Origin of the sequence: Burkholderia sp. AU38729 (assembly GCF_020419725.1) — a bacterium.
Taxonomy (GTDB): domain Bacteria; phylum Pseudomonadota; class Gammaproteobacteria; order Burkholderiales; family Burkholderiaceae; genus Burkholderia.
In genome coordinates this window covers 98,525-119,768 of the sequence record NZ_JAIZQO010000001.1, presented here as the reverse complement: position 1 = coordinate 119,768, position 21,244 = coordinate 98,525, and the positions used below count along the sequence as shown (strand labels likewise).

Below are 21,244 nucleotides of genomic sequence, written 5' to 3'. Positions count from 1 at the left end.
ATGCCATTGATCATTCCAATTCACACCGTGATTGGGAATGTATAGCGCAACCAGCCACTGGAGGACGATATGCGAATTGGTGTACCGAAGGAAATCAAGAGCCACGAATATCGTGTCGGGATGACGCCGGTCGCCGTGCGCGAGGCGACGGCCCGCGGACATCAGGTCATTGTCGAAACGCGAGCGGGTCATGGGATCGGCGCCGCCGACGATGATTATCTTGCCGCAGGGGCGCGGATCGGTTCCAGCGGGGAAGAAGTTTTCGGCAGCGCCGACTTGATAGTCAAGGTAAAGGAGCCGCAGGAGAGCGAACTGGCCAGGTTCGCGCCTCATCACATCGTGTTTTGTTACTTGCATCTGGCCGCAGATCGGGAGCTGTCGATGAGTTTGGCTGCCAGCGGCGCGACGTGCCTTGCGTATGAGACGGTGACCTCGGACGAAGGAGGGTTGCCGTTGCTTGCCGGCGGCTCGGAAGTGGCCGGACGCATGTCCATCCAGGTTGGCGCACGCGCGCTCGAGCGGGCGAACGGCGGCCGGGGTTTGCTCCTGGGCGGTGTGCCTGGTGTTGAACCTGCCACGGTAGTGGTGCTGGGAGGAGGGGTAGTTGGTGCGAATGCGGCCGCGATGGCAATCGGTATGGGCGCGAGAGTGGTCGTTATCGATCGATCACTTGACGTGTTGCGACGGCTCACGGTGCAGTTCGGTAGCCGAATCGAGACGGCCTATTCGACTCAGGACGCGATCATCCGCCACTTGCGCGATGCGGACTTGGTGATCGGCGGCGTGCTTACGCCGGGAGCAGCGTCACCGAAGCTGGTGACGCGGGCGATGCTGAGTCAGATGAAACGGGGCGCGGTGCTGGTCGACGTGTCGATCGATCAGGGCGGCTGCTTCGAGACGTCCAGACCGACCACGCATGCAGAACCAACTTATGTCGAGGATGGCATCGTGCATTACTGCGTGCCGAACATGCCCGGCGCGGTTCCGCTGACCTCGACGTATGCATTGAGCAATGCCACCTTGCCTTTTGTTCTTCAGTTGGCTGATCTCGGCTTGAACGAGGCGCTACTGTCAAATCCCCATTTGATGAATGGCCTGAATATCACTCGCGGTAAGATCACCAACCGCGAAGTCGCGAAGTCGATCGACCAGCCATTTGTCGCGCCGGAGACCGCGCTGATTTGAGTGCTAAGCTCGACCGTAGGTTGACGGGCGTATATTTATGCGTGCTCGACTGTCCAAGACAGTCGTCAACCCATCCAGCCGAGTGATGCGAGGCGCGTTCTATTCCGTGCGCTGCAAATCGACATTACTCAGTTTCGCAAAGCAACGCTTCAGGATGTCACTTCTCACCGAGAACACGCGATGCGCATTCCTTATGTCAGCAAGAACCTAGTAGCGTTGGCGGCAATCTGCTTGGCTGCACTGATGTTCGGTCTGGAGATATCGAGTGTGCCCGTCATCCTGCCCGCTCTCGAAACCGTATTGCACGGGGATTTCAAGGACATGCAGTGGATAATGAACGCTTATACCATTGCCTGTACAACGGTTCTGATGGCGGTTGGGACGCTCGCCGATCGCTACGGGCGACGACGCGTCTTTGTCGTCAGCCTGCTGATATTTGGAATTACCTCGCTGGCGTGTGGATTGGCAACGAGCCCGTCCATCCTGATCGCAAGTCGGTTCTTGCAAGGCATGGGCGGGGGCGCGATGTTCATCTGCCTCGTGGCGATCCTATCGCATCAGTTTCAGGAGGGGCGAGAGCGCAGCCGGGCGTTCGCCGCGTGGGGGATCGTTTTCGGCATCGGCTTGGGTTTTGGGCCGATCATCGGCGCAGCGATCATCGCACTGTCCAATTGGCAGTGGGTGTTCCTGATCCATGTTCCGCTGACGATTGTGACGCTGTGTCTGGTGTTCGGCGGCATGACGGAATCGCGGGATCCCGAAGCTAAACGCCTCGACATACTGGGAATCATTGCACTTTCGTTGTCGGTGTTTGGATTGACCTATTACATCACGCAAGGATCCGACCTCGGCTTCTGGAGTCCGCCCGCGATCGCGATTCTTGCCGCAACGGCCGCAGGGTTCGCAATTTTCGTGCTGGTCGAGAAACTGTCTTCGCGGCCAATGTTTGACTTCTCGGTGTTCAAGATTCCCAATTTCTCGGGGGCGATCATGGGCTCCATGGGTATGAATTTCAGCTTCTGGCCATTCATGATCTATCTGCCCATCTATTTTCAGGGCGCGCTGGGCTACCAAGCAGTACCCGCAGGCCTTTCGCTGCTTGCCTATACGCTGCCTACCGTTCTGGTCCCCCCGCTGGCGGAGCATCTGTCTCGCAGCTATCAGCCACGCATCGTCATACCGTTTGGATTGTTCACGATCGGCCTCGGCTTCATGCTGATGTGGCTGGGTTGCGATGCGGATCACGCGAGTTGGCTGACGATGCTGCCCGGTTTGGCGCTGTCCGGTATCGGTTTGGGATTGACTATCACGCCGGTCACCAACACGACCACAGCGGCCGTACCCAGCAACCGTTCCGGCATGGCGTCAGGGATCGACATGAGCGCCCGCCTGATTTCGCTGGCCATCAATATTGCGCTAATGGGATTTATCTTGTTGAGTGGAACGCTGTCGTACCTGACGAACGCATTTTCCAAAACCTTGGGGCCGGCTCAATTGCGGCTACTCGCGGAAAAAGTGGCAGCCGGAGATTTTTCGTCGTTCCAGACGCGCTTTCCCGAACTGGCTCACCTGGATACGGGCGGTATCGTTCGCTCGGCCCTCGTACACGGTTTCAGTCTTGTCTTGCTGTATGGGGGGATCGGTGTCTGGATCTTGGCGACGCTCAGCTTCGTGATCTTCAACACCGGAAAACGAACGGTCCAGGTTGCCTCGTGAACGATCGATCGAGCCGGCGGATATGACCGGCGTCGCCAGTTCCGAGTACCACCTTCTTGAATGTCCGGTGCCCGACACATCACTTTTGACCACCCCTGAATCGGCAGTTACGCGATTCGGGCAACGGGCAACATTCGTCGCCGGCGAAGGACTTGCAAATGTTCAGTCACGTCACCGTTGGTGTTAGCGACATCAACCGCGCGTCGTTATTCTACGATGCCCTTTTAACTCCGCTTGGCCTGAAGCGTCGACCAGTGACGCCCGACGGCGGGCCGGTCGCCGTTTGCTGGGTTGAGCAAGGCCGCCCATTGCCACGCTTTTACGCATACTTGCCGTTTGACGGGCGGCCCGCCGGGGTCGGCAATGGAAGCATGGTTGCGTTCCTCGCCCCATCGAACGACGCGGTTGCGGCATCATTCGCTGCAGGTCTTGAATCGGGCGGAACGAGTGAAGGGGAACCTGGGCCTCGCCCTCAATATGGCGAGGGGTACTTTGGTGCGTATCTCCGTGATCCGGATGGCAACAAGATTCACATCGTTCATCGTAGCGATGTGACGTAGTCCTATTTGACAAGGTCCGTCGAATGGAGGGCTTGGGCGAGCGATTGCCGCAACTTTCCCGAGACCGACAACGGGCCGACGTCGACCAATCATTCCCCAAGCTTTTCTCGTCGGATCTGGAGACGAGCTCCACACCGGTGTTTCTCCACCGCATACTGTCAAGACCCAGCAATGGTAAAGGCTAAACCTATTGCGGTTGGTGAAATAGTCGCGACCGCCTGGTCGGGGCTAACCACCCACATCAGGAGCCTCGTTACTTGATCTGCACATTGGACGGGAAATATCACTGCCTCAAGATGAGGGAGCGCCAGTACAATTTCTCGCGCCTGATTCGGTGCTTCATTCAGTGCGGTGACTATGCCATCCCAACTCTTGGTTTGGAATATAGATTCGAGCATCGGCAACAGGAACCGCGGATATCGGCCCTGCCGCAGATCGAGAACTGATGTATCCACGTGTTTCCATCGATCAATTGAGTTTTTGGTGTTGGTCGCAGGATTCGAAAAATACGCAGTGATCTCGAAATAAGCAAACTGATGTGTCGGGACCCGGGTGGGGCCAGGTCGGTACCCGAGGTCCGCGTCCGCCTTGACGAAGTCAAGTGCGGCACTACCGTAGTACGCACAAAAACCGGGCAACGTCTTTCCAAACACTGGGGATAAATCGAGTCCCTCCCAGGAAGTAGGTTGATGCGGTATCACATGCAGTGGCCATCGGTACGTACCATACAGGCGGACTTTCGTCTTTTTTGATCCTTTCATTCGATTGTTGACCCTGTTTTCACGGATCGCCGTAAAGAAGCCGGGGTTGATCGGCGTAAAGAGATCAGCAGAAACGGGGTAAAACTCGGATTCGAACGGCTTCAAGATTGCGGTTTTTTGCCGTTTTTCGCAACCCCATTTTGGCTAAAAGCGCCCAATACCCATAAATGGAAAATCCCGGACAAAAACCGCGCCAGGCTGGGCTCTGGACACGTGCGCACATGCCGCTATGCGGTCGGCCGTCGTGTGAAGATCCTCTCGATCCGATGCGCGCGCTGTACCTCGTCATCGTCGAGATAGATTGAGGTCGTCGAAATCGATGCGTGGCGCAGGTTATCACGCACGGTTGTGAGCGTTGCACCGTTGACCAATGCGTTCGTCGCATGCGCGTGGCACATCCAGTGCGGCGTGGCCCGTCCCAGCTTGTCTGCGAGCGGTGGATGTTCAGCCTCGATGGAATCGGCCGCACCATCGAAGAACCGGCGCAGCCTCTGCCGCAAACGTGGCGTGGTGATGCCCCGGGGCTCATCGAGGTGGCCAAGTAGCGGCGTATCAGGCGCCCATCGGGAGGGCGTGATTGGCTGGATCGGCAGCCTTGCATTCGCACGACTCGTGCGAAATCCGATGCGAACTGACTGCTGAGCTCTCAGCATCAAGCCAGACCGCGACGCAAGCGGTTTGGATGTCGCGTCGATCAGGCCGCTACATCGCATTTGGATAATGCGTCATGTCGGTATCAAAACAACACGCCGAGTGTCGTGCAGGATTCGCCCCACTTGGCGATCTATCGACGATTATTCGCTTTTGTATTGTGCGTGGAGCCACACCGATTGCCTGCGCCAAGGTGCCCTTGGACGGGCGTGCATACTCTCCTGGCCTCCACCAGTAACCAGCGAGGTGAATCAAAATATTGATATCGAGCGGAGTAAGCCCCAACGCCTGCTGACGCTCGACAATGACGTTCGGGAAAGAAGTCCAGCCCGACTTCGCCAACGGCACCGACCACTTGGCCGCAACACTCTTGTCTACTGCATGGTTGCCTGCGGTTTTGTCGCGACACTCATTTCGTGCTCCCCCGACGTTCATTGCGTTGAGTTAAGTATCGCGACGACGCATCGGTCTTGCAAGATCAGAAGAACGCATACGGGACGCCCTATGCATCTCCCCCTGCGCGTAGTTTGCTGTGTATTAGGCCCCTGCATCGAACTGGGTTCATCTCGTGATCCAGGTATGTATTTTGGGAGGTCTCCAGTTCCCCCTGGGGCCGACCTAAAGGCCGCCCGGTACAGCTCTCCGAAACGCCCCTGCAAGAACACGAAGCCTCCCCCTATTCGATCATATGGGTTCGCCTTGTTGACTCCGTGCCCATTTCGCAACATCACCGGAGACCCAGGGGGTCATGTGCGTATGCCCAGCCGGCTTACCGAACGTCGGGGGCACGACATTCAGTACCGCGCAGGGGCCCCCTCGCTCGTCTTAGATGTCAATCCGCTCGGTTTTACGACCAACGACACCGGCGTGCCCATGGCCGCTCGAAAATACGCGTTTACGGAAGCTATGCAAGAATCTTTCGACCCGTAAACGCATAGCTACGCCATGAGTGACACGCTGCAGGAAGAGCATGCAGCCGCAGATCACGCAATGCGCAACTGGACCTTCGAGAGGCAAGGTCCGGTCCGGATCGGTTCCGATGCGCACATGCAGATGTTCTGCCGCATGCTGCTCGACACACACAATCCGTACAAGCCGGCCGTGATCGACTGGCCGGCGCTCACACCCGCCGAGCTCAAACGGCTCACGTCGCTGCCGATCTGGGACATCGCGGTGCAGACCGAAGGCCGCGCATCGATCCGCGTGGCCACCTATGCGGCGACGATCGGCGATCCGCTGCTGCGCCGCGCACTCGAGATGGACGGCGGCGAGGAAGCGCGCCACAAGGTCGTGCTGTCGAAGCTCGTCGAGGCATACGGCATCCGGCTCGCCCCCGAGCCCGCCTACCCCGCGCCGAAAGATCCCGAGTGGTGGTGGATCGTCACGGGCTTCAGCGAATGCATCGACAGCTTCTTCGCGTTCGGCCTGTTCCGTTCCGCGCAGCGCTCCGGCTATTTCCCGCCCGAACTCGTCGACACCTTCGAGCCCGTGATTCAGGAAGAAGGCCGCCATATCCTGTTCTTCGTGAACTGGTACGCGTGGTACTGGCGCTCGCTCCCGTGGTGGCGCCGGCCGTGGTTCTTCGCGCGGGTCGCGGCCGTGTGGGTGCATTTGATCCGGGAGCGCATCGGCATCGCGCGCGGCATCGATTCCGACGGCGTCGCACGTGACGCGAACTTCCCGGCAACCGGCACCGCCGACATCGGCGACGCACTCAATCCGCGCGAGCTGATCGAACTGTGTCTCGCCGAGAACGACCGGCGGATGGCCGGCTACGACAAGCGCCTGCTGCGCCCGACGTTCGTGCCGCGCATGGCGCGGTTTGCGCTGCGGTTTCTCAAGAAGTAAGGCTACCGCGCCGGGCAGACGTCCGGTTGGCCCCGTTGTCCGGCCGGGCAACCGGACAACGCCTTCGTCGACGCTCGAAACCTCGGGCCGCTGAATTCCACCGGGATCCGGGCGCCGGCAACGGCATCGCCAGTATCCGGCGCGCACAGCAAGCGGGACACGACGATCGACGCACCCGTGCTGTTCGGCGGCCCGCGCCCGGGTCGCGTTCGAACTTCGCTACGCGTTCGTCGCACTTCCATGGCGAGCCGCCTCACTGGGGTTACTGCCCGCCACCCACTCGAGGCCGCCCCATCGCATGCGGTGTGGAACCTTGCAGACCTGCATCGACCCGCCGGATGTGGCGCGGCTGACACACTCACTCCCGCCCTTTTTTCTTCAGCGCTTCGGCGCGCGCGGACAAATTGTCACACCCCGGATTTGACAATTCGGGGACGTCGCCACCGAGGCCGGACAGCCCCTTTAACAACCTGTCGCCGCCGGGCGCACCATCGACGCAGGTCACGCCTGCCAGACGGATTTGCCCCGTCGCCGAACCCCATCCGATTGTCGCAATCTCCGAAATAGTCAATAGGACAAATTCGAAAGATGAATGGTGACGGTCTGGTTCACCGCCCTGTAGCACTTTTTTACAAATTCAACGGGCCAACCGGCCCGAAACGCCCGTCTCGCGGGCCATTGCGGCGGCCCGGACGCGCAAATCAGCACAGCCCGATGTTCGATATTTCAAATTAAATCTATTTTAAGATAATCCGCAAAATCAATTAAAAACCAAAACATGAACCATAAATTAACAAATTAATGAGATGGAGAACACTTTAACCACTTGCTCACCCCAAATACATTACATTGACGAAAGGATTGCTTAACTCGCAAACGTTTGCTATTTCATTTGTCTTACAGTTCGATGCTTTTGTTGTGTAATCCATCACACAAAACAACCGTAACATCATGATTTTTATAAGAAAAATCTAGAAACTCGCGGAAGTTTAAAGCCCTTCGCTAAACATTCTTACATCTTACAAATACATTCCGAGTCAATGCATCAAAAACGATCTATTAACCATCCTTTAACTTTCAAAACACTCCATTTATCACTTTTTATCAATCTGAAAAATCCTCCTCCAATAAACTCCGCCCATCAATTTTGAGATTCGCGCGAGCGCACGGAGCAATCCTCTAACAAAAGAGACCGGTGTGTGGCGTGCATATTTGGAGGTAGCAGGACATGAACCGCACATACCGCTCGATCTGGAACGAAGCCCTCGGCGCGTGGGTCGCCGCATCGGAACACGACTCGGCACGGGGCAAGCCGAACAAGTCGGCTGTTGCCGCCGCCGTGCTCGTCGCGCTGGCCGCACTGCCTTCGTTCGCGAACGCCAATACGTTCGTCCCAGGAACGACCAACGGCACCCAGTTCACGGTGTCGTCATGTACGTCGGGCAGTGGCAACGCTACAGTCGGCCGCACGACGACCGGCAACACCAATGCGTATCCGGTCGACGGATCCGGCACTTATTCCACGGTCGGTGGCTGTAACTCCACCGGCAACAACAACTTGGCAGCGACGGTTTACGGTGCGTTCGCACAGGTCACCGGTACCGGCGGCACGGCAACGGGCTTTCTGTCGTCTGCCGGTCTGTGGGGCACGTCCGCCGGCCTCGAGTCGACGGCCAGCGGCGCGGGTGCCACCGCGCTCGGCTTCGGCGCAACGGCCAACGCGCTGAATTCGGTCGCCATCGGCGGCGCAGCAGGCAATGGCACGACCCCGCTTGCTTACGCAAACTCGACCATCGCTTCGGGTGCAGGCGCGGTTGCGATCGGCAGCAATGCAACGAAGGGAGCGCAGTCGGCCGCTTCGGACGGAATTGCAATCGGCGGGCAGTCGTCGGTGGCGTCGAGCGCCACGTCGGGGATCGCAGTCGGCCGCGGCGCGGCCGTCAATGGCGCATACGGCATCGCGCAAGGCGACGGTGTCACCTCCGGCGCGACGGGCCAGAACGTGGCGATCGGCTCGTCGGGCACCACCGCGAACGGCGCCACGGCAGGCGGCGGTGCGGTCGCGATCGGTCGAGGCCAGGTCGCGAGCGGCGACGGCGCCGTTGCGATCGGCGATCCCAACAGCGCAACCGGCACGGGTGCCCTGGCGATCGGCGCGAACAACACGTCGAACGGTTCCGGTGCGCTTGCGCTCGGCAACGGCAATTCGGCGAGTGGCACCGGCTCCGTCGCGCTGGGCAACAGCAGCACCGCAAGCAACAGCGCGGTGGCAATCGGCAGCTCCGCGAACGCGACGGGCACGAACGGCGCCGTCGCAATCGGCAATTCGGCAACCGCGACGGGCGTCGGCGCAATTGCACTCGGCACCGTCGGCAGCTTCGCCGCCAACACGCGTGCGACGGGCGCAGACGCCATTGCGCTCGGCAACGGCTCGACGGCCAGCGGCGCGTCCGGCTCGGTCGCCGTCGGCTCCGCCGCCGTGGCCTCGAACAACTATGCGACGGCCTTCGGCTCGAACTCGACTGCGTCGGGTTCGGGTTCGGTCGCGTTCGCCCAAAATGCGAATGCAACGGTCTCGAACGCCATCGCCATCGGCGTGGGTTCGACCGCGAACGTCGCGAATTCGGTCGCCCTCGGCAGCAGCTCGGTGACGAGTAGCGCCGCGTCGGCGACGACCGGCGGCAATACCGCCGTCAACAGCACCACGATCGGCGGCCAGACGTTCGGCAACTACCAGGCCGGGACGCCGACGGGCGGCATTGTCAGCGTCGGCCAGCCGAACGCGGAGCGCCGCATCCAGAACGTCGCGGCAGGCCTCGTCAGCGGGACCAGCACCGACGCCATCAACGGCAGCCAGCTCTACGCAGTTGCAAGCACGACGACGTCGAGCATCACGAGCCTGTCGACGTCGGCATCGACCGGTTTGTCGTCGGCTAACAGCTCGATCACTTCGCTCTCGACCTCGACGTCGACGGGTCTCTCGTCGGCCAACAGCTCGATCGGCTCGCTGTCCACCGGTCTCTCGTCGACCAATAGCTCAGTCACTTCGCTGTCGACTTCCACGTCGACCGGCCTCTCGTCGGCTAACAGCTCGATCAAGTCGCTGTCCACGTCGACCTCGACCGGCCTGTCGTCGGCTACCAGCTCGATCGGCTCGCTCTCGACCGGTCTCTCGTCGACCAACAGCTCGGTCACTTCGCTGTCGACTTCCACGTCGACCGGCCTCTCGTCGGCTACCAGCTCGATCGGCTCGCTCTCGACCGGCCTCTCGTCGACCAACAGCTCGGTCACTTCGCTGTCGACTTCCACGTCGACCGGCCTGTCGTCGGCCACCAGCTCGATCGGCTCGCTCTCGACTGGTCTCTCGTCGACCAACAGCTCGGTCACTTCGCTGTCGACTTCCACGTCGACCGGCCTGTCGTCGGCTACCAGCTCGATCGGCTCGCTCTCGACCGGCCTCTCGTCGACCAACAGCTCGGTCACTTCGCTGTCGACTTCCACGTCGACCGGCCTGTCGTCGGCTACCAGCTCGATCGGCTCGCTCTCGACCGGTCTCTCGTCGACCAACAGCTCGGTCACTTCGCTGTCGACTTCGACCTCGACGGGTCTGTCGTCGGCCAATAGCTCGATTACTTCGCTGTCCACGTCCACGTCGACGGGCATCAACTCGCTGTCCACGTCCACGTCGACCGGTCTGTCGTCGGCCACCAGCTCGATTACCTCGCTGTCCACCTCGACCTCGACTGCGATCGAAGCCGCGAAGACGCACTACTACAGCGTCAACGACGGCGGTGTGCAGCAAGCCAACTACGACAACAAGGGCGCAACGGGCATCAACTCGCTCGCCGCCGGTGTAGCCGCCACTGCCGCGGGCGCCAGCAGTGTCGCCGTCGGCAATGCTGCCAACGCAGCCGGCGCAAGCGGCGTCGCCGTCGGCAATGCTGCGAACGCGAGCGCAAGCAACGCGGTCGCGATCGGTCCGAATGCCGTCGCGAGCAACGTCGGCAGCGTCGCGCTGGGCAGCGGCTCCACTACGGCCGCAGCCAACCCGACGCCTACCGGTACCGTCGGCGGCGTAACCAGCACGTTCGCGGGCGGTAATCCGACGAGCGTGGTCAGTGTTGGCAGCTCGACCAACCAGCGCCAGGTCACGAACGTTGCGGCCGGCGAGATCTCCCAGACCAGTACCGACGCAATCAACGGCTCGCAGCTCTTTGCAACCAATGTGGCCGTGAATTCGCTGTCGACGACAGTGTCGTCGTCCAGCAGCGCGATCTCGTCACTGTCGACTGGCCTGAGTTCGACCAACAGTTCGGTCTCGTCGCTGTCGACTTCCACGTCGACGGGGCTGTCGTCGGCTAACAGCTCGATCGGTTCGCTGTCGACTTCGACCTCGACGGGTCTTTCGTCGGCCAACAGCTCGATCGGTTCACTGTCCACCGGCCTCAGCTCGACGAATAGTTCGGTGACGTCGCTGTCGACGTCGACGTCGACCGGCTTGTCGTCGGCGAACAGCTCGATCACCTCGTTGTCCACCTCGACTTCGACCGGTCTGTCCTCGGCTAACAGCTCGATCACGTCGCTGTCGACTTCGACCTCGACCGGCCTGTCGTCGGCCAATAGCTCGATCACGTCGCTGTCCACCTCGACCTCGACCGGACTCTCCTCGGCCAACAGCTCGATCACCTCGCTGTCGACCTCGACCTCGACGGGTCTGTCGTCGGCCAATAGCTCGATCGGTTCGCTGTCCACCGGACTCAGCTCGACGAATAGTTCGGTAACGTCGCTGTCGACCTCCACGTCGACGGGTCTGTCGTCGGCTAACAGCTCGATCACGTCGTTGTCGACTTCGACCTCGACCGGCCTCTCGTCGGCAAACAGCTCGATCACCTCGCTGTCGACTTCGACCTCGACCGGCCTGTCGTCGGCAAACAGCTCGATCACTTCGCTTTCGACCTCGGCCTCGACCGGCCTCTCGTCGGCCAACAGCTCGGTCACTTCGCTGTCGACTTCCACGTCGACCGGTCTGTCGTCGGCTAACAGCTCGATCGGCTCGCTCTCGACCGGCCTCTCGTCGACCAATAGCTCGGTCACCTCGCTTTCGACTTCGACGTCGACGGGTCTGTCCTCGGCTAACAGCTCGATCACCTCGCTGTCCACGTCGACCTCGACGGGTCTGTCGTCGGCCAATAGCTCGATCACTTCGCTTTCGACCTCGACCTCGACCGGCCTCTCGTCGGCCAACAGTTCGATCACCTCGCTTTCGACCTCCACGTCGACCGGTCTGTCGTCGGCTAACAGCTCGATCACGTCGCTGTCGACTTCCACGTCGACCGGCCTCTCCTCGGCCAACAGCTCGATCACCTCGCTGTCGACCTCGACCTCGACGGGTCTGTCGTCGGCCAACAGCTCGATCGGTTCGCTGTCCACCGGACTCAGCTCGACGAATAGTTCGGTAACGTCGCTGTCGACCTCCACGTCGACCGGTCTGTCGTCGGCTAACAGTTCGATCACGTCGCTGTCGTCTTCCACGTCGACCGGCCTCTCATCGGCCAACAGCTCGATCACTTCGCTCTCGACCTCGACCTCGACCGGCCTGTCGTCGGCTAACAGCTCGATCGGCTCGCTCTCGACCGGCCTCTCGTCGACCAATAGCTCGGTCACCTCGCTGTCGACCTCCACGTCGACCGGTCTGTCGTCGGCTAACAGTTCGATCACGTCGCTGTCGTCTTCCACGTCGACCGGCCTCTCATCGGCCAACAGCTCGATCACTTCGCTGTCAACTTCCACGTCGACTGGTCTGTCGTCGGCCAACAGCTCGATCGGTTCGCTGTCCACCGGCCTCAGCTCGACGGATAGTTCGGTGACGTCGCTGTCGACTTCCACCTCGACCGGCCTCTCGTCGGCTAACAGCTCGATCGGTTCGCTGTCCACCGGCCTCAGCTCGACGAATAGTTCGGTGACGTCGCTGTCGACTTCGACCTCGACCGGCCTGTCGTCGGCCAACAGCTCGATCACGTCGCTGTCGACTTCCACGTCGACCGGCCTCTCGACGGCCAACAGCTCGATCACGTCGCTGTCGACTTCCACGTCGACCGGCCTCTCGACGGCCAACAGCTCGATCACGTCGCTGTCGACTTCGACCTCGACCGGCCTGTCGTCGGCTAACAGCTCGATCACGTCGCTGTCGACTTCCACGTCGACCGGCCTCTCGTCGGCTAACAGCTCGATCACGTCGCTGTCGACTTCGACCTCGACCGGCCTCTCGTCGGCTAACAGCTCGATCACGTCGCTGTCGACTTCCACGTCGACCGGCCTCTCGTCGGCTAACAGCTCGATCACGTCGCTGTCGACTTCCACGTCGACCGGCCTCTCATCGGCCACCAGCTCGATCGGTTCGCTGTCCACGGGCCTGAGCTCGACGAATAGTTCGGTAACCTCGCTGTCGACTTCGACCTCGACCGGCCTCTCGTCGGCCAACAGCTCGATCGGCTCGCTGTCCACCGGCCTCAGCTCGACGGATAGTTCGGTGACGTCGCTGTCGACCTCGACCTCGACCGGCCTGTCTTCGGCCAACAGCTCGATCGGTTCGCTGTCCACGGGCCTGAGCTCGACGAATAGTTCGGTGACCTCCCTCTCGACCTCGACCTCGACCGGCCTGTCGTCGGCCAACAGCTCGATCGGTTCGCTGTCTACGGGCCTCAGCTCGACAAATAGTTCGGTGACCTCCCTCTCGACCTCGACCTCGACCGGCCTGTCGTCGGCCAACAGCTCGATCGGTTCACTGTCCACGGGCCTCAGCTCGACGAATAGTTCGGTGACCTCGCTGTCGACCTCGACCTCGACCGGCCTGTCCTCGGCTAACAGCTCCATCACGTCCCTGTCGACTTCCACGTCGACCGGTCTCTCGTCGGCCAATAGCTCGATCAGTTCGCTGTCCACGGGCCTCAGTTCGACGGATAGTTCGGTGACGTCGCTGTCGACCTCGACCTCGACCGGCCTGTCTTCGGCTAACAGCTCGATCACGTCCCTGTCGACTTCCACGTCGACCGGCCTCTCGTCGGCGAACAGCTCGATCGGTTCGCTGTCCACGGGCCTCAGCACGACGAATAGTTCGGTGACTTCGCTGTCGACTTCGACCTCGACCGGCCTGTCGTCGGCGAACAGCTCGATCACGTCCCTGTCCACGTCGACCTCGACCGGCCTGTCCTCGGCTAACAGCTCCATCACGTCGCTGTCGACGTCGACGTCGACCGGCCTCTCGTCGGCCACCAGCTCGATCGGTTCGCTGTCCACGGGTCTCAGCTCGACGAATAGTTCGGTGACCTCCCTGTCGACTTCGACCTCGACGGGCCTGTCCTCGGCTAACAGCTCGATCACGTCGCTGTCGACCTCGACCTCGACCGGCCTCTCGTCGGCCAACAGCTCGATCACCTCGCTGTCCACGTCGACCTCGACCGGCATCAACTCGCTGTCCACCGGCCTGAGCAGCACGAACAGCACGATCCTGTCGCTGTCCACGTCGACCTCGACCGGCATCGGCTCGCTGTCCACCGGCCTGAGCAGCACGAACAGCTCGGTGACGTCGCTGTCCACGTCGACCTCGACCGCGATCAACGCCGCGAAGACGCACTACTACAGCGTCAACGACAACGGCGTGCAGCAAGCCAACTACGACAACACGGGCGCAACGGGCACCAACGCCCTGGCGGCCGGCGTGAACGCCAGCGCGGCAGGCGCCAGCAGCGTCGCGGTCGGCGACGGCTCGAACGCGCAGTCGGCAGGCGCGGTCGCCATCGGCCAGAACGCATCGGCAACGGGCGGCAAGGCCGTGTCGATCGGCTCCGGCAACACGGCAACCGGCGACGGCGCGGTCGCGATCGGCGACCCGAGCATCGCAACGGGTACCGGCGCGGTGGCGATGGGCGCGAACGACACGGCGACCGGCAACGGCGCAGTGGCGCTCGGCAACGCGAACACGGCCAACGGCGCGAGCGCACTCGCCCTCGGCAGCTCGAACCAGGCCACCGCGGACAACACGATCGCGCTCGGCAACCAGGCCACGGCAAGCGCCACCGGCGCGCAAGCGTACGGCTCGGCAGCGCAGGCAACCGCCGCCGACGCACTCGCCTTCGGCACGAACGCACAGGCCAACGTGGCCAACTCGATCGCACTCGGCGCGAACTCGGTCACGAGCGCCGCGAACCCGACGTCGAGCGCCACGATCGGCGGCGTCACGTACCCCTTCGCAGGCGGCTCGCCGGTCGGCGTGGTGAGCGTCGGCGCACCGGGCCAGGAACGCCAGATCACGAACGTCGCCGCGGGCCGGATCTCGGCCAGCAGCACGGACGCGATCAACGGCAGCCAGCTCAACGCGACGAACAACGCGATCAACACGCTGTCGACGTCGACCGCGTCGAACGTCGCGTCGCTGTCGACGGGCATCAACTCGCTGTCCACCGGCCTGAGCGCGACGAACAGCAACGTGGCGTCGCTGTCCACGTCGACCTCGACCGCGATCAACTCGCTGTCGACGGGCCTGAGCGCGACGAACAGCAATGTCAACTCGCTGTCGACGTCGACCTCGACCGGCATCGGCTCGCTGTCCACCGGCCTGAGCACGACGAACAGCAACGTGGCCTCGCTGTCGACCGGCGTGACCAACATCAACAACACGTTGAACTCGCTGTCGACGACGATCAACAACAACACGATTCGTTCCAACAACAACAACGGTGTCGCCGCCGACCTGAACGGCAAGGGCAACGACCTTCCGGTCGTCACCGCCGGTTCGAACTCGGTGGCGATCGGCGCGGGCTCCAACGACGGCGGCCGCTCGAACGTGGTGTCGGTCGGCAACGACACGCAGCAGCGCCAGATCACGAACGTCGCGCCGGGTACGCAAGGCACCGACGCGGTGAACGTGAACCAGCTGACGCAGGTGCAGACGACGCTGTCGACGGCACTGTCGGGCCAGCAGGCGCAGATCAACTCGCTGGGTTCGCAACTGCAGCAGACCGACCAGATGGCGAAGCAGGGTATCGCGGCCGTCGGCGCGATGGCATCGATCCCGCAGCTCGATCGCGATGCCAACTTCGGGATGGGCGTGGGTACGTCGACCTTCCTCGGCCAGAAGGCGATGGCGGTCAACATGCAGGCTCGCATCACGGAGAACCTGAAGGCGTCGATCAACGGCGGCTTCAGCGGCGGTCAGAAGGTGATCGGCGCCGGCATGCTGTACCAGTGGAAGTAACGCGTCGCGTCGAGCCGCCAGGCCGCCCGGCTCGCCAGCCGTCCGGCCCGCGGCGGCCCCGACGGCCGGACGAGCCCGCCGCGCCACCCGTGGCGGGCTTCAGTCAACCCAAGCATTGAGGATGTAACCGTGAACAAACTCGCTCTTGCGCTCGCACTTTCCGCAACGGCCCTCGCCGCGTGCTCGACCGCATCCGGCCCGACCTTCAGCGCTTCCGAACTGCAGCCGCGCGACGGCGTGCGGACCTTCCAGGTGGACTGCCACGGCCTGCTGTCGGGCCCGCAAACCTGCATGAAGGCCGCCCGCAAGATTTGCGGCGAAGAGCCGGTGCGCGCCGTCGACTCGGCCCGCGCGCTGCGCGACAAATCCGATCCCGCGACGCTCGTGTTCCAGTGCGGCGCGGCGCCGGTCGAGGCGGCTTCGGCCCCGGCCGCCGCGCCGGCGGCAGCCGTCGTCGAACAGGTGAACCTGTCGGGCGACGCGCTGTTCGCGACCGACCACGCAACGCTCGCCCCGACCGCGCGCGAATCGCTCGACCGGTTGCTGAGCGAGCGCGCCGACCACACGTACTCGCAGGTGAGCGTCACCGGCTTTACGGATTCGGTGGGCAGCGACGACTACAACCTCGCGCTGTCGAAGCGCCGCGCCGAATCCGTCGCGGCGTACCTGAAGGCGCACGGCCTGAAGACCGACTCGCTGACGGTCACGGGTCGCGGCAAGGCAGATCCGGTCGCGTCCAACGCGACGCCGGAAGGCCGCGCCAGCAACCGCCGCGTCGAAATCCGCCTGCAGCACTGAGCGGGCCGCCGCCGCGCGCGGCATCCCGCTCCGGCCGCCAGCGCGGCGCCGGGCGCGCACCCGACCGCCGCCGGACCGACCGGGCGCCGCTTCGCCGGCGCCCGTTTCCGTTGGTCGTCGGCTATGTCAAAGTTCGTCACGTCCCGCCAAAACCGGTGGTTTCCGTGCCACAATCGCCGCAGACAGTCGCCGGGGCAGCCTGCCCGAATCGCACGCCGTGCCAGGCGTGCCCGACGACACGCCGGAAACCGGCTGCCGCCCTCGCGAACCCGGTCGCCCGATTCGCCCGCCGCGGCGCACCGGCGCACATGCAACCATGACAATCCACGGCGCGCCGCTTCCAGGCCAGACGCTCGACGCGATGCCCGGACGCACGACGCCGCAGAGGAAACCAACCGGTGACGGACATCAATGAAGCCGCCTCGGGCGGCACCCGCAAGCAACGGCCGGCGGTCGGCATCTCGCTGTTTGCGCGCGACGGCCAGGCGATCTGGGAAAACGGCATACACCAGAACATCGCGTTCCTCGCGATGATGCTCAAGCGCTCGGATCGCGTCGGCCCCGTCTACTTCCTGAACGGCGGCGACGCCAACGCGCTGCCGGCCGGCCTCGAACTCGACGGCCTCGACATCCCGCTCGTGAAGCCCGCCGACGTCACGCACGAACTCGACGTCGTGATCGAAATGGGCGCGCAGCTGCCGGTGGAATGGCTCAGGCACATGAAGGCGCTCGGCAAGAAAATCGCCGCGTTCTTCTGCGGGCACGTGTATGCCGGCCTGTGCGAAACCCCGATCTTCGGCAAACCGTCGGGGCACATCTTCAACGGCGCGCCGTTCGACGAAGTGTGGCTGCTGCCGCAATACGACAAGACCGCCGCGCCGATGCTGCAGACCATCCTGCGCGCGCCGGTCCACCTGATGCCGCACATCTGGTCGCCGTACTTCCTCGATCGCCGCGTCGCCGCGCTCGCCGCGGAAGGCGCGACGTTCGGCTATCGGCCGGGCCGGCGCCCGTGGCACCTGGCGATGCTCGAACCGAACATCTCGGTCGCCAAGTCCTGCCATTACCCGATGCTCGCGTGCGACGAGTTCTACCGTGCGCGCCCGGACGCGGTTCAACACATGTTCGTCGTGAACTCGTTGCACATGAAGGAGCATCCGACCTTCGTGCACTTCGCGAACAGCCTCGACCTCGTGCGCCAGCACAAGGCGACCTTCGAGCCGCGCCTCGACCTGCCGGGCTTCATGGCGCGCCATGCGGACGCGGTCGTGTCGCACCACTGGGAAAACGGGCAGAACTACCTGTATTACGACGTGCTGTACGGCGGCTACCCGCTGATCCACAACTCGACGCTGATCGGCGACGCCGGCTACTACTACCCGGACTTCGATTCCGCCGCAGGCGGCCGAGCACTGCTCGAGGCCTGGCTGCATCACGACGAACGCCTCGACGACTACCGCGCGAAGGCCGGCCGGCTGCTGCAGTCGGTCTCGATCGACAACCCCGCGAACCTCGACGCGTTCGTCTCGCGTCTGGTCGCCTGAACCGGAGCATACGCATGTCGGACTCCAATGCCCGTCAAGCGCCCGGCGAGGGCAAGCGTCTCGTCGTCGGCGTGTCGCTGTTCGTGCGCGGCGCCGGCCAGTCGCTGTGGGAAAACGGCATCTTCCAGAACTGCCTGCTGCTGATCCTGCTGCTGCGCCAGTCGCCGCTCGTCGCGGAAGCCGTGATGGTGAACGGCGGCGAACAGGTCGCCGATCCGCAGATGATGCTCGGCGAATGGGACGTGCCGCTGCTGTCGATGGACGAAGCGCTGGAACGCTGCGACGTCCTGATCGAAATGAGCGCGCAGTTCGGCGCGGACTACCTGCGCGCGTTCCGCGAGCGCGGCGGCAAGGTCGTCACGATGCGGGTCGGCAACGACTACGTGATCGACATCGAACGCGCGATGTTCAACAAGCCGTCGGGCTTCCTGTTCTCGGGCGCGCCGTACGACGCCGTATGGACGATCCCCGAGTTCGAGCGCTCGTGCCTGCACTATTACCAGACGGGCCTGCGCGCGCCCGTCACGATCGTCCCGCACATCTGGCACCCGATGCTGTTCGACAAGGCGCGCGCGACGCTCGGCGCCGGGCTGTCGTTCGGCTATGCGCCCGGCAAGCCGCGCTGGCGCATGACGATGTTCGAGCCGAACATCTGCATGGTGAAGACGAGCGTCATTCCGATGCTGGTGGCCGAGGAAGCGTATCGCGCGAAACCGGATTTCCTCGAGTTCGTGCGCGTGTGCAACACGCTGCACCTGAAGGAACACGCGACGTTCGTCCACTTCGCGAAGAGCCTCGACATCGTGAATCACGGGATCACGACGTTCGAAAGCCGCTATGCGGTGTACGAGTTCATGGCCGCCTACGGCGATGCGGTGGTGTCGCACACGTGGGAAAACGCGCAGAACTACCTGTACTACGAGCTGCTGTACGGCGACTACCCGCTGATCCACAACTCGCCGTTCCTCGGCAAGGCCGGGTATTTCTATCCGGACTTCGACTGCCAGGCCGGCGGCCGCGCACTGCTGAAGGCGTTCACCGAACACGACGCGAACCTCGAGGCGTACCGCGAGCAGTCGAGGCACGTGCTCAGTTCCGTCAGCATCTACAACCCCGAGAACGTCGCCGCCTACACGGACGCGATCGCCACCCTCTATCGCGACGCGTGACGCGCCGCCCTTTCCGGACGCCGACATGAACGCACGCCCGTCCCTCACCCGCGCCAAATGGCTGATCGGCTGCGCCGTCGGTTCGATCGCGCTCGGCGCGCATGCGCAATCCGCCGGCGAATCGGCCGACGCGCTGCTCCGCGACTCGGATGCGGTGTTCAAGCAGCTCGATGCCGGCCGGTACGGCGCGGTATGGACCGACGCGGCTCCGTTCGTGAAGGCGCGCATCAAGCAGGACCAGTTCGCGGCCGACATGCAGCATGCACGCCAGTCGGTCGGCACGGTCAGCCGTCGCGGCTGGGCGCAGGTCACGCGCATCCGCTACACGAATGCGGCGACGACGCCCGACGGGCTTTACGCGAACGTCGACTACACGACCACGCTGACGAGCGGCGCGACGGTCTACGAGAAGCTGAGCTTCCGCCTCGAAGATGACGGCCGCTGGCACCTGACCGGCTACGTGCCGCGCCAGTCGCAGCATTTCGCGCAATAACCCGCGCGCCGCGCCCCCACGGAGCCGATCCGATGAAACTCAATGTCGCGATAACGATGAACGTGCAGCGCGACGCGACGCAGTCGATCTGGTACAACGGCGCGAACCAGCACTGCGTGTTCCTGTACATGCTGCTGAAGCAGTCGCCGCTGATCGGCGAGGTCTGGCTCGCGCACGACGACGGCATCACCGACTATCCGCAAGCGCTGATGATGGACGCGTTCGGCGACGCGCTGCGGCCGCTGTCGGCCGTCGTCCACCAGACCGACCTGCTGATCGAGATGAATGCGTTCATCGACCAGACCCACACGGATGCCGTACGCCGGCGCGGCGGCAAGTGCGTGTCGTACCGCTTCGGCAACGACTACGTGATCGCGGTCGAGACGATCAACTTCGAGAAGAATCCGTGGCGGCCGAACCCGAACCGCGTGCAGTTCGACGAGATCTGGACCAACCCGCAGCACATGCACACGTGCGCGGCGTATTTCCGGGCCGTCTATCGCGCGCCGGTGATCGAGCTGCCGCACATCTGGTCGCCGTATTTCATCGAACGCAGCCTCGACGCGGATCCCGAACTGAAGGCGCGCTTCGGCTATCGCAACCACGGCACCGCGAAGCGCATCGCGTTCTTCGAACCGAACCTGAACGTCGTGAAGAGCTCGATCGTGCCGATGCTCGCCGCGAACGCGTGCTACGTCGAGCATCCGGAGCTCGTCGAGCACGTGTTCATGACCAACACGTTCGACAAGAAGGAAAACGTCGCCTTCAAGCATCTCGCGCTCGGGCTCGAGATGGTGCGCGACGGCAAGGCGACCGCCGACGTGCGCGCGCCGTTCGTCGCGTGGGCCGCGCATCACACCGACATCGTCGTGTCCCATCACTGGGAAAACGGCCTCAACTACCTGCTGTACGACGCGCTGTACGGCAACTATCCGCTCGTGCACAACTCGCCCTTCCTGCGCGACGTCGGCTACTACTACCCGGACTTCGAGATCTTCGATGCGGCGCGTGCGATCGCGACCGCCGCGCAGACGCACGATGCGCGGCTCGACGACTATGCGGCCGCGGCCCGCCGCTGCCTGCACCAGGTCGACACGCTCGCCGAGCACAACGTCCACGCGTATTCCGCGCAGATCCGGCAGCTGTTCGACGGCCGCGCGCTCGGCTGACCTCCTTCGCACACGGCCCGCCCCTGAATCAGACCGTCCGCAATTTCGTCGGGATCGATTCGATGCAGGGCCCGTTCGTCATCAACCGGCACTGCGC

At 63.0% G+C, this 21,244-nt stretch carries 12 protein-coding genes and 1 pseudogene; 10 read left to right on the top strand and 3 right to left on the bottom strand.

Features of this window, described 5'->3' with window-relative positions:
* The first annotated feature begins 69 nt into the window (after window positions 1-69).
* The 3 genes from ald (at window position 70) to LGM56_RS00440 (ending at window position 3,461) form a co-directional block, all read left to right on the top strand.
* On the top strand, window positions 70-1,185 hold the full coding sequence (gene ald / locus LGM56_RS00450) for an alanine dehydrogenase (RefSeq protein WP_089496248.1): 1,116 nt from the start codon (window positions 70-72) through the stop codon (window positions 1,183-1,185).
* 180 nt (window positions 1,186-1,365) lie between these two features.
* On the top strand, window positions 1,366-2,901 hold the full coding sequence (locus tag LGM56_RS00445; protein WP_089496247.1) for an MFS transporter: 1,536 nt from the start codon (window positions 1,366-1,368) through the stop codon (window positions 2,899-2,901).
* A 158-nt stretch (window positions 2,902-3,059) separates the two neighbouring features.
* Window positions 3,060-3,461, top strand: coding sequence for a VOC family protein (locus LGM56_RS00440; protein WP_089496246.1), 402 nt, complete (start codon window positions 3,060-3,062; stop codon window positions 3,459-3,461).
* A gap of 158 nt (window positions 3,462-3,619) precedes the next feature.
* On the opposite strand, the gene LGM56_RS00435 is transcribed toward LGM56_RS00440, so the two are convergent.
* Together LGM56_RS00435 and LGM56_RS00430 are read right to left on the bottom strand one after the other, a co-directional pair.
* Window positions 3,620-4,327, bottom strand: a complete 708-nt coding sequence (locus tag LGM56_RS00435; RefSeq protein ID WP_226202143.1) for a hypothetical protein — start codon at window positions 4,325-4,327, stop codon at window positions 3,620-3,622.
* A gap of 122 nt (window positions 4,328-4,449) precedes the next feature.
* Window positions 4,450-4,803: pseudogene (locus LGM56_RS00430) on the bottom strand (integrase); the annotation flags it as partial.
* Window positions 4,804-5,818: 1,015 nt separating this feature from the next.
* Between LGM56_RS00430 and LGM56_RS00425 the strand changes: the two are divergent.
* Together LGM56_RS00425 and LGM56_RS00420 are read left to right on the top strand one after the other, a co-directional pair.
* Window positions 5,819-6,721 (top strand): aminomethyltransferase, encoded by a 903-nt coding sequence (locus tag LGM56_RS00425; protein WP_089496244.1) that lies wholly within the window; start codon window positions 5,819-5,821, stop codon window positions 6,719-6,721.
* A 1,228-nt stretch (window positions 6,722-7,949) separates the two neighbouring features.
* A complete protein-coding gene (locus LGM56_RS00420; protein WP_226203211.1) occupies window positions 7,950-15,974 on the top strand; it encodes an ESPR-type extended signal peptide-containing protein in 8,025 nt (2,674 codons plus the stop codon).
* Here the strand turns inward: LGM56_RS00420 and LGM56_RS00415 are convergent.
* Entirely contained in the window at window positions 15,932-16,090 is a 159-nt protein-coding gene (locus LGM56_RS00415; RefSeq protein ID WP_226202141.1) for a hypothetical protein, read from the bottom strand. The genes LGM56_RS00420 and LGM56_RS00415 overlap by 43 nt on opposite strands.
* Before the next feature lie 13 nt (window positions 16,091-16,103).
* Between LGM56_RS00415 and LGM56_RS00410 the strand changes: the two genes are divergently transcribed.
* The 5 genes from LGM56_RS00410 (at window position 16,104) to LGM56_RS00390 (ending at window position 21,147) form a co-directional block, all read left to right on the top strand.
* Window positions 16,104-16,772 (top strand): OmpA family protein, encoded by a 669-nt coding sequence (locus LGM56_RS00410; protein ID WP_226202139.1) that lies wholly within the window; start codon window positions 16,104-16,106, stop codon window positions 16,770-16,772.
* A 398-nt stretch (window positions 16,773-17,170) separates the two neighbouring features.
* Complete coding sequence (locus LGM56_RS00405; protein WP_089496240.1) at window positions 17,171-18,316, top strand: DUF2827 domain-containing protein; 1,146 nt, start codon at window positions 17,171-17,173, stop codon at window positions 18,314-18,316.
* A 14-nt stretch (window positions 18,317-18,330) separates the two neighbouring features.
* A complete protein-coding gene (locus LGM56_RS00400) occupies window positions 18,331-19,485 on the top strand; it encodes a DUF2827 domain-containing protein (RefSeq protein ID WP_226202137.1) in 1,155 nt (384 codons plus the stop codon).
* 25 nt (window positions 19,486-19,510) lie between these two features.
* On the top strand, window positions 19,511-19,978 hold the full coding sequence (locus tag LGM56_RS00395; protein WP_226202135.1) for a DUF4019 domain-containing protein: 468 nt from the start codon (window positions 19,511-19,513) through the stop codon (window positions 19,976-19,978).
* A gap of 32 nt (window positions 19,979-20,010) precedes the next feature.
* On the top strand, window positions 20,011-21,147 hold the full coding sequence (locus tag LGM56_RS00390) for a DUF2827 family protein (protein ID WP_089496237.1): 1,137 nt from the start codon (window positions 20,011-20,013) through the stop codon (window positions 21,145-21,147).
* The last annotated feature ends 97 nt before the right edge of the window (window positions 21,148-21,244 follow it).